7 protein-coding genes (1 of these 7 cut by a window edge) are annotated in these 8838 nt (G+C 63.3%); 5 read left to right on the forward strand and 2 right to left on the reverse strand.

The genetic code is table 11. From position 1 onward, the window contains the following. The first annotated feature begins 284 nt into the window (after positions 1-284). The 4 genes from EOC83_RS20205 to EOC83_RS20220 all read left to right on the forward strand — a co-directional run bounded on the left by EOC83_RS20205 (position 285) and on the right by EOC83_RS20220 (position 6136). Positions 285-1229 carry a DUF4167 domain-containing protein gene (locus EOC83_RS20205; RefSeq protein WP_024503799.1) on the forward strand — a complete coding sequence of 315 codons (945 nt, stop codon included), beginning with the start codon at positions 285-287 and terminating at the stop codon, positions 1227-1229. A 219-nt stretch (positions 1230-1448) separates the two neighbouring features. Next, positions 1449-4055 carry an ATP-dependent chaperone ClpB gene (gene clpB, locus EOC83_RS20210; protein WP_063169066.1) on the forward strand — a complete coding sequence of 869 codons (2607 nt, stop codon included), beginning with the start codon at positions 1449-1451 and terminating at the stop codon, positions 4053-4055. Positions 4056-4114: 59 nt separating this feature from the next. Then, positions 4115-4480 (forward strand): MmcQ/YjbR family DNA-binding protein, encoded by a 366-nt coding sequence (locus EOC83_RS20215; protein ID WP_013529465.1) that lies wholly within the window; start codon positions 4115-4117, stop codon positions 4478-4480. 150 nt (positions 4481-4630) lie between these two features. Beyond that, on the forward strand, positions 4631-6136 hold the full coding sequence (locus EOC83_RS20220) for a L,D-transpeptidase family protein (RefSeq protein WP_013529466.1): 1506 nt from the start codon (positions 4631-4633) through the stop codon (positions 6134-6136). Here EOC83_RS20220 and EOC83_RS20225 read toward each other — a convergent pair. Then, positions 6110-6742, reverse strand: a complete 633-nt coding sequence (locus tag EOC83_RS20225; RefSeq protein WP_063169065.1) for a TMEM175 family protein — start codon at positions 6740-6742, stop codon at positions 6110-6112. The genes EOC83_RS20220 and EOC83_RS20225 overlap by 27 nt on opposite strands. A gap of 151 nt (positions 6743-6893) precedes the next feature. Between EOC83_RS20225 and EOC83_RS20230 the strand changes: the two genes are divergently transcribed. Then, positions 6894-8453, forward strand: coding sequence for an MFS transporter (locus tag EOC83_RS20230; protein WP_063169064.1), 1560 nt, complete (start codon positions 6894-6896; stop codon positions 8451-8453). 6 nt (positions 8454-8459) lie between these two features. Here EOC83_RS20230 and EOC83_RS20235 read toward each other — a convergent pair whose 3' ends face one another. Beyond that, positions 8460-8838: the 3' end of a M23 family metallopeptidase gene (locus tag EOC83_RS20235; protein ID WP_027163525.1), read on the reverse strand. It continues 1589 nt past the right edge of the window; the window shows 379 of its 1968 coding nt (coding positions 1590-1968); the start codon falls outside the window, past its right edge; its stop codon occupies positions 8460-8462.

Genomic DNA, 8838 nt, shown 5'->3' on the forward strand with positions numbered 1-8838 from the left:
TGGCAATGCCGGGGAATGCGGCTAGGGTCGCCTTAACCGGATGAGACGAAGCAGGCAGTGCTCTTAGCGATTCGGTTTTCCTTGGAAATAGCTGCCTTCTTGCGCAAACGATGCCCAAGCTTCGTGCGGGAATCGTCCGGCAAGTGATGTAACCGGAACAGGATGACACGTGGCGCCAACGCAATCGATGCGGGCGAACGCCGGTGAAGAGACGAAACGGCTGGCTGCATGAGCGCCTCCGTTCGTGAAGAGTTTTTCGAAAATTTCAAAATGAAGAGAGTTTGATGAGGCCACAACAGCAGAACAGGCGCATGCGCGGTCGCAACAACAATGGCGGCGGCGGTGGTAACAATAACAACAATAACAACAACAACCGCAAGGGGCCTAATCCCCTGACGCGCAACTACGAGAGCAATGGCCCGGACGTGAAGATCCGCGGTTCGGCTCAGCAGATCGCCGAAAAATACGCCACCCTTGCCCGTGATTCACACAGCTCCGGCGACCGGGTCATGGCGGAGAACTATCTCCAGCACGCCGAGCATTACAATCGCATCATCGCGGCCGCACAGGCGCAGATGCCGATCCAGAACACGCAGCAGAATCGCGATGATTTCGACGATGATGGCGATGAGGACCGCGACGATTTCGACAATAGCGGCAACAACAGCAACGCTGCTTCCGACGTCCAGATCCCGGTGGTCAACCATGGCGCCGGCCCGCAGCCGGTTATCGAAGGTACGCCGGCCGAGGTCGCGCTGAACCGGGAAGGTGGCCGCGAGGCCCGCGATAACAATGGCGGGCGCAACAATGGCGGCCGCGACAACAATGGCGGGCGCCATCGTGATCGCCGCCCCAATGGCGGCTATGGCCAGAACGGCCAGCGCGACTTTTCATCGTCCGCCGAGCAAGGTGGTCAGCCCCAGGGCAACGAGATCCCGGTCCAGGGCGAAGCCGTTTCGCCGACCGAATCTGTGGCGCCGGCCGAACCGGCTCCGTCGTTCGAGAACCTTTCCCCGGCAGGTCTTGCCGCCCAGGCCGAACTCAACGAGGCGGCCGCCGAAAGCGGTGCTGCCCGTCGTCCGCGTCGTCCGCGCCGCCCGCGCGTCAACGCCGATCAGGTTGATGGCGGTAGTGACAATGCCAGTTCCGGGACCGACGCCGGCGAGGTGGCTGCGGCCCCGGCCGACAGCGGCAACGCCCAACCGGTCAATGTCGATATCGATAACTGACCCAACGGCATTTCAAGGCATTGAGCGGCGGAGAGAAATCTCCGCCGTTTTCGTTTGGGCGGCCGTGCAATATTATGTGGTTGCCGATATCGGGACGTCTTGAGGGTTCAGCGCCTGTGCACCATATCAGCCTCAACTGGACCCGGCTCGAATGAGCGGGTCCGTCACCGCAATCGGATCCGGTGCCGCAAAGCGGGCCGGTGATGGAAGGAGACAGATATGAACCTTGAGAAATACTCAGAGCGCGTGCGCGGCTTTATCCAGTCCGCGCAGACCATGGCGCTTTCCCGCAACCACCAGCAATTCACCCCTGAACATATCCTGAAAGTGCTCGTCGACGACGACGAGGGCTTGGCCGCGTCGCTGATCGAACGCGCCGGCGGCAACATCCGCGACGTCAAGCTTGGCGTCGAGACGGCGCTCGAAGCGATGCCCAAGGTCGAGGGCGGCAATGGCCAGCTCTATCTGGCCCAGCCGCTGGCGAAAGTGTTTTCGACCGCCGAGGAACTGGCCAAGAAAGCCGGCGACAGTTTTGTCACGGTCGAGCGGCTCTTGCAGGCGCTCGCCATGGAAAAGTCGGCCAAGACCGCCGACATATTGGCCAAGGCCGGCGTCACCGCGCAGGCGCTCAACCAGGTCATCAACGATGTCCGCAAGGGCCGCACCGCCGATTCGGCGAGTGCCGAACAGGGCTACGACGCGCTGAAGAAATACGCGCGCGACCTGACTGCGGATGCCCGTGCCGGCAAGCTGGACCCCGTGATCGGCCGTGACGACGAGATCCGCCGCACCATCCAGGTGCTGTCGCGCCGCACCAAGAACAATCCGGTGCTGATCGGCGAACCCGGCGTCGGCAAGACGGCGATCGCCGAAGGCCTGGCACTGCGCATCGTCAATGGCGACGTACCGGAATCGCTGAAGGACAAGCAGCTGATGGCGCTCGACATGGGCGCGCTGATTGCCGGCGCCAAATATCGCGGCGAGTTCGAGGAGCGGCTGAAGGCCGTGCTCTCCGAAGTCACCTCGGCCAGCGGCAACATCATCCTGTTCATCGACGAGATGCACACGCTGGTCGGCGCCGGCAAGGCGGATGGCGCCATGGATGCGTCCAACCTGTTGAAGCCGGCGCTGGCGCGCGGCGAGCTGCACTGCGTCGGCGCCACCACGCTCGACGAGTATCGCAAGCATGTCGAGAAGGATGCAGCCCTTGCCCGGCGCTTCCAGCCGGTTTTCGTCGACGAGCCGACGGTGGAAGACACCGTTTCGATCCTGCGCGGCCTGAAGGAGAAATACGAGCAGCACCACAAGGTGCGCATTTCGGATTCAGCGCTGGTGGCGGCGGCGACGCTGTCCAACCGCTACATCGCCGATCGCTTCCTGCCGGACAAGGCGATCGACCTGGTCGACGAAGCCGCATCGCGGCTGCGCATGCAGGTCGATTCCAAGCCCGAGGCGCTGGACGAGATCGATCGCCGCATCATGCAGCTCAAGATCGAGCGCGAGGCGCTGAAGGTCGAGACGGACGATGCTTCGAAGGACCGGCTCGCCCGCCTGGAAAAGGAACTCGTCGGCCTTGAGGAGGAATCGACCGAGATCACCGCCAAGTGGCAGGCCGAGAAGCAGAAGCTCGGGCTCGCCGCCGACCTGAAGAAGCAGCTCGACGAGGCGCGCAACGACCTTGCCATTGCTCAGCGCAAGGGTGAATTCCAGCGCGCCGGCGAGCTTGCCTATGGCAAGATTCCGGAATTGGAAAAGAAGCTGAAGGAGGCCGAGGCCCAGGACGGCAAAGCCGGCATGGTCGAAGAGGTGGTTACCCCCGACCACGTCGCCCATATCGTCTCGCGCTGGACCGGCATTCCGGTCGACAAGATGCTGCAGGGCGAGCGCGACAAGCTGCTGCGCATGGAAGACGAGATCGGCAAGCGCGTCGTTGGCCAGGGCGAGGCGGTGCAAGCTGTGTCGAAAGCGGTGCGGCGCGCCCGCGCGGGCCTGCAGGATCCGAACCGGCCGATCGGCTCGTTCATGTTCCTCGGACCGACGGGTGTCGGCAAGACCGAGCTGACCAAGGCGCTGGCGAGCTTTCTGTTCGACGACGAGAGCGCCATGGTGCGCATCGATATGTCGGAGTTCATGGAAAAGCACTCGGTCGCCCGGCTGATCGGCGCGCCTCCCGGCTATGTCGGCTATGAGGAAGGCGGCGCGCTGACCGAAGCGGTGCGGCGCCGGCCCTATCAGGTCGTGCTGTTCGACGAGATCGAGAAGGCGCATCCGGATGTGTTCAACGTGCTTTTGCAGGTGCTCGACGACGGCCGCCTGACCGACGGCCAGGGCCGCACGGTCGACTTCCGCAACACGCTGATCATCATGACGTCGAACCTCGGCGCCGAATATCTCGTCAACCTCACCGAGGACCAGGATGTCGATCTGGTGCGCGACGAGGTGATGAACGTCGTCAGGGCATCGTTCCGGCCGGAGTTCCTCAACCGCGTCGACGAGGTGATCCTGTTCCACCGGCTGCGCCGGCAGGATATGGGCCGCATCGTCGAGATCCAGCTCAAGCGGCTCGAGAGCCTGCTTGTCGACCGCAAGATCACGCTATCGCTGGACCAGGAGGCGGTGGATTGGCTGGCGGCCAAGGGCTACGACCCGGCCTATGGCGCGCGGCCGCTGAAGCGGGTGATGCAGAAGGAATTGCAGGACCCACTGGCGGAGAAGATCCTGCTCGGCGACATCCTCGACGGCTCGACCGTCAAGGTGACAGCCGGTTCCGACCGGCTGAATTTCCGCTCCAAACCGACGATCGTCGCGGCGGAAGCGGCAGCCTGATCCTGCGCCGCGCGTCCTTCCTGGACGCGCGGCGTTTTCATATAAAACGTGGGGTGGGGATGACACTGGACGACTACAACAGCTTCTGCGACTCGCTGCCTTCGACGACCCATGTCGTCCAGTGGGGTGGCGCCCATGTTTGGAAGGTGGGGGCCAAGGTCTTCGCGATCGGCGGCTGGGACGATGGCCAGCAGCTCTTCGTCACCTTCAAATGTTCCGATATCGCCTATGATGTGCTCAAGGAACAGCCGGGGCTACGGCCCGCACCCTATCTTGCCTCGCGCGGCATGACATGGATCCAGCGTCGGACAAGCCAGAGCATGGATGATGCCGCGCTGAAGGACTATCTGCGCGAGAGCCATCGCCTTGTCGCCCTGAAGCTTACCAGGCAGGCGCGCAAGGAATTGGGACTTGCCGAAAGCTAGCCTATATTCCTTGAGGCGCCGGAAAACCGCCATCTTCATGCCCGGTTCATGTTGGAACCATAGGATGGTGTAACTGGTTTGCTGGCGAAGGGGTTCGCCAGAAGACAATGCCGGCGGCGGCAAATTTACGGACCGGAGAATTTGGCCACCATGTTCCGCACGATCTTTGCCCTCTCGGCGCTAGCCGCCGGGCTTGTGTCTTCCGGGGCGTTCGCCGCGCCGACGACGGACAATGCGCCAAGGGTTGTCCGCGCTGCCGATACCGGGGGCATCCTTGTCGCCCAGGACGGTAATCTCGACATCTACTACGACGCCAGGGGCAACCGCGTGATCGTCGATGCCGATACCGGCAAGGTCATCGCCATCCAGCCGCCGCAGACCCGGCTCGACCGCCGCGCCTTGCGCCGCGAGACACGACTGCGCGAACTGGGCCGCGCCCCCGAAGGCGACGACCGCTACTATCTCGACGATCCGGAAGACATGGCGCGGTTCCGGCGCAAGCAGTTGGAAGAGGAAGGCCGCGTTATCCCGCCGCCGGCAGATGAGTACGATCCCTATGGGGACAATTCCGCCGAAGCCTACCCGCCGGCGCCGCAGGACGATGGCAATTACGACGACAATTATCCCGACGCGCCGCAGCCGGCTAAGCCGGGTACAATCAAGCGCCAGCCGCTGAACGAGGCCGCGATAGACCCTGCCCAGCCGACGACACCCGCCGATCAGGCGGCTCTGCCGCCAAAGGCCGGCGACAAGACCACCGTTGCCCCGGCACTTTCGCTGGGAGCGCGCCAGGATGTCGCCGCCCTTCAGGTGCTGCTCGACCGGGGTGGCGCTTCGCCTGGCGTCATCGACGGGCGTTTCGGTTCGAATGTCGACAAGGCGCTCGCCGCCTACAACCAGATCACCGGCGCCAATCTGCGATCGACCGACGCGGTCGCCATCCAGGCGGCACTTGCGCAATCCGGCGGCGATGCCTTCGCCAATTACACGATCACAGCGGAGGACGCGGCCGGTCCTTATGTCGCGTCGATCCCGGAAGACTACAGCCAGAAGGCGCAACTCGACCGCATGGGTTATACGTCGGTGACCGAGGCGCTCGCGGAGCGCTTTCACATGGACGAGAATTATCTCAAGGCGCTCAACCCGGAGGTCGATTTCAATCGTCCCGGCACGATCATCAAGGTCGCCAATTTCGGCAGGCTGGTTTCGACGCCGGTGGCGCGTATCGTCGCCGACAAGGACAAGAAAGAGGTTTTCGCCTATGACGCCGGCGGCAAACTGGTCGCGGCCTATCCCGCAACCATCGGCTCGTCGGATACGCCGTCACCGTCCGGCATACACACGGTGTCGCGCGTGGCGCTCGATCCGAACTACACCTACAATCCCAGCATCAATTTCAAGCAGGGTCAAAACGACAAGGTCCTGACCATTCCGCCGGGCCCGAACGGTCCCGTCGGTTCGGTCTGGATCGCCCTGGATAAGCCGACCTACGGCATCCACGGCACGCCCGATCCGTCGAAGATCGGCAAGACCGAGAGCCATGGCTGCGTACGCCTGACCAACTGGGATGCGCGGGAGCTGGCCAAATTGGTTTCGCCGGGCGTGACGGTGGAGTTTGTCGGCGGGCCCTCAGCCGATAACCTTGCGCAGCAGTGAACCGCGAAGCGCGGCGGCATAGACCAACTGCACGACCAGGATGAAGCCGACGCCGAGCAAGGGACTGACAAGCGAGAGTGCGGCGCCGACCGCCCACAGGATCTGTGCCTTGATGATGCGCAGATAGACCGTGCGTTTGGTTTCCGCATCGACATCCTCTGCTACGAAGCCGCTTTTCTCCGCATAACGCCAGCTCGCGAACAGCGTGACGCCGAGCGCCAGCAGATTGAGCCAGTAGACCAGCACCGCGGTTCTGAACTCGAGGAAGTCGGCCAGAAGATCGGTCGAGAAGGGCAGCAAGGCGATGAAGGCGAGAAAGCAAAGGTTCAGCGTGGCAAGCCGTCGATCGGATTTGGCGATCAGACCATGCTGCGCCTGCTGGCCAAACCAGAAGATGGTCAGCGTCAGGAAGCTCAAGGCGTAGGTCAGGAAACGCGGCGCCAGGGCGGCGATCGCGGCGAGCAGCTCGCGTTCGGAATGGATCGCCTCGTGCGCCGGCACCCTGATTTCGAGAACGATCAGGGTGAGCGCGATGGCGAATACGCCATCGGTGATCCCGACGATACGGCCGCGTCCCTCAGCCGATGCTTCAAGTGGCCGCTTCATCGATGTTTCCCCATCGGCACCTTCCGGAAACCTAGCATGGTTGCCGCCATTTGCATCTGACAGGGTGCGACCCTGGCCAAACGGCTGGTTTCAGCGACAGCAAGCCACTGGCTGGTTGTTGCCGGTGCGCCAGGGGTTTAAGCAAGGTTTCATGCATTCACCAAGTGAAGCCGCCGCCGTCCCGCTGACCAATCCGGTCACGAATGGAACGTTTTGTCCGCAGTCGCGGCGACGATTTGTGCTGATCGCGGCAATTCTGGCCTCGGCGCTTGGCTTCATAGACGGCTCCATCCTGGCCATCGCTACACCAGCGATCCGCGTCAATCTCGGCGCAAGCCTTGCCGAGGCGCAGTGGATTTCCAATGCCTATGCGTTGACGCTCTCGGCGCTGATCCTGGCCGGGGGCGCTGCCGGTGACCGATTCGGTCTGCGCCGCGCCTTCGTGGCCGGCATCGCGCTGTTCATCCTCGCTTCGCTTGCCTGTGCGCTGGCGCCGAATGCAATTGTGCTGATCGCATTTCGCGCGTTGCAGGGCATCGGTGCGGCAATCATGGTGCCTGGCAGCCTCGCCATCATCGCCAAGGCCTACCCGAAGAAAGAACGCGGCCGTGCTATCGGCATCTGGGCGGCGGCTTCGGCGCTGACCACGGCACTTGGCCCGGTGTTCGGCGGCTTCGTGCTGTCGGCCTTCGGTGACGGCATCTGGCGGGCGATCTTCGCCATCAACCTGCCGCTGGGCTTGATTTCGATCTGGCTTCTGCTGGCCAAGGTTCCGGCCGATGTGCCGACGGAGAAACGCAGCCTGGATCTCGGCGGTGCAGCGCTCGCGACATTGGCTTTCGGTGCGCTTGCCTATGGGCTGACCTCGATGAGCGCCAGCGGCGAGGGCCTCATGGCAGGGCCGAGCATTGCCGCCGGCGTCGTATTGCTGGCTGTCTTCATCGTCTTCGAGCTTCGGCAGCGCGAGCCGATGATCGACCTCAGCCTGTTTCGCGTCGGTGCTTTCGCCGGCGCCAATGTGGCGACGTTCTTCCTCTATTTTGCGCTGTCGGCCAACCTTTTCTATCTGCCAATGCTGCTGATCGCCGGCTGGGGCCTGAGCACGGCCGAGGTCGGCTTCATCTTCCTGCCCTTGTCGGCATCGATCGCGCTTTTGTCGGGACCTGTCGGCAAGCTGTCGGACCGGATCGGACCGCGTTTTCCGATCGCCTGCGGCAGCCTGGTCGTGGCTTTTGCGTTTGCCGGGCTGGCCTTGCTCACCTACGCCGGCATCCACAATTTCTGGACCGGAACATTCCCGCTGATGGGGCTGATGGGGCTCGGCATGGCTCTGGTCGTGTCGCCCTTGTCGACCGCGATCATGACGGCGGTGGAGGACAAGGACACGGGGGCGGCCTCCGGCATCAACAATGCCGTCTCACGCATCGGCGGTCTGATCGCGGTGGCGGCGATGGGCTCGCTTGCCGCGTGGGTCTACGCGAATGCACTGGACGCGAGCGCAACGTCCGGCATCCCGGGATTTGGTGAACCGGCGCCAGCCGGGCTTGCCCCGGCCATCGATGCGACAAGGCTCGCCGCCAGCGACGCCGCGTTTGCCGCGGTTTCTTCGGTGACCGCGCTGCTTTGCCTGCTTGCGGCTGTTATCGCCTGGACGACCATTCCCGGTGATCGATTGCCATGGCCGCGAAAGGCCGAAGATACGCCAGGCTGAAGCCGATCAACCGTCGATCTTGGCGCTCGCAACCTTCAGCGAATCGCTGTCTTCCTGCTTCAACAGTTCGTCGATGCGTTCGCGTTCGCGCTTGAAGGCGACGAGGTCATCGCCCTTCAGCACCTTGCCGACCGGCAGGCGGACACGCATCGGATCGACCTTGGTGCCGTTGACGATCAGCTCGTAGTGAAGATGCGGGCCGGTGGCGAGGCCGGTTTGGCCGAGGAAGCCGATGGTCTGGCCCTGGCGGACGTGCACGCCCGGTTCGATGCCTTTGGCAAAGGCGCTCTGGTGATTGTATGAGGTTTCGTAGCCATTGGCGTGGCGGATGATGATCTGCTTGCCGTAACCGCCGGCCCAGCCGACCTTCTCGACCGTGCCGTTG

The sequence above is a fragment of the Mesorhizobium sp. Primo-A genome, assembly GCF_003997175.1.
GTDB lineage: Bacteria > Pseudomonadota > Alphaproteobacteria > Rhizobiales > Rhizobiaceae > Mesorhizobium > Mesorhizobium ciceri.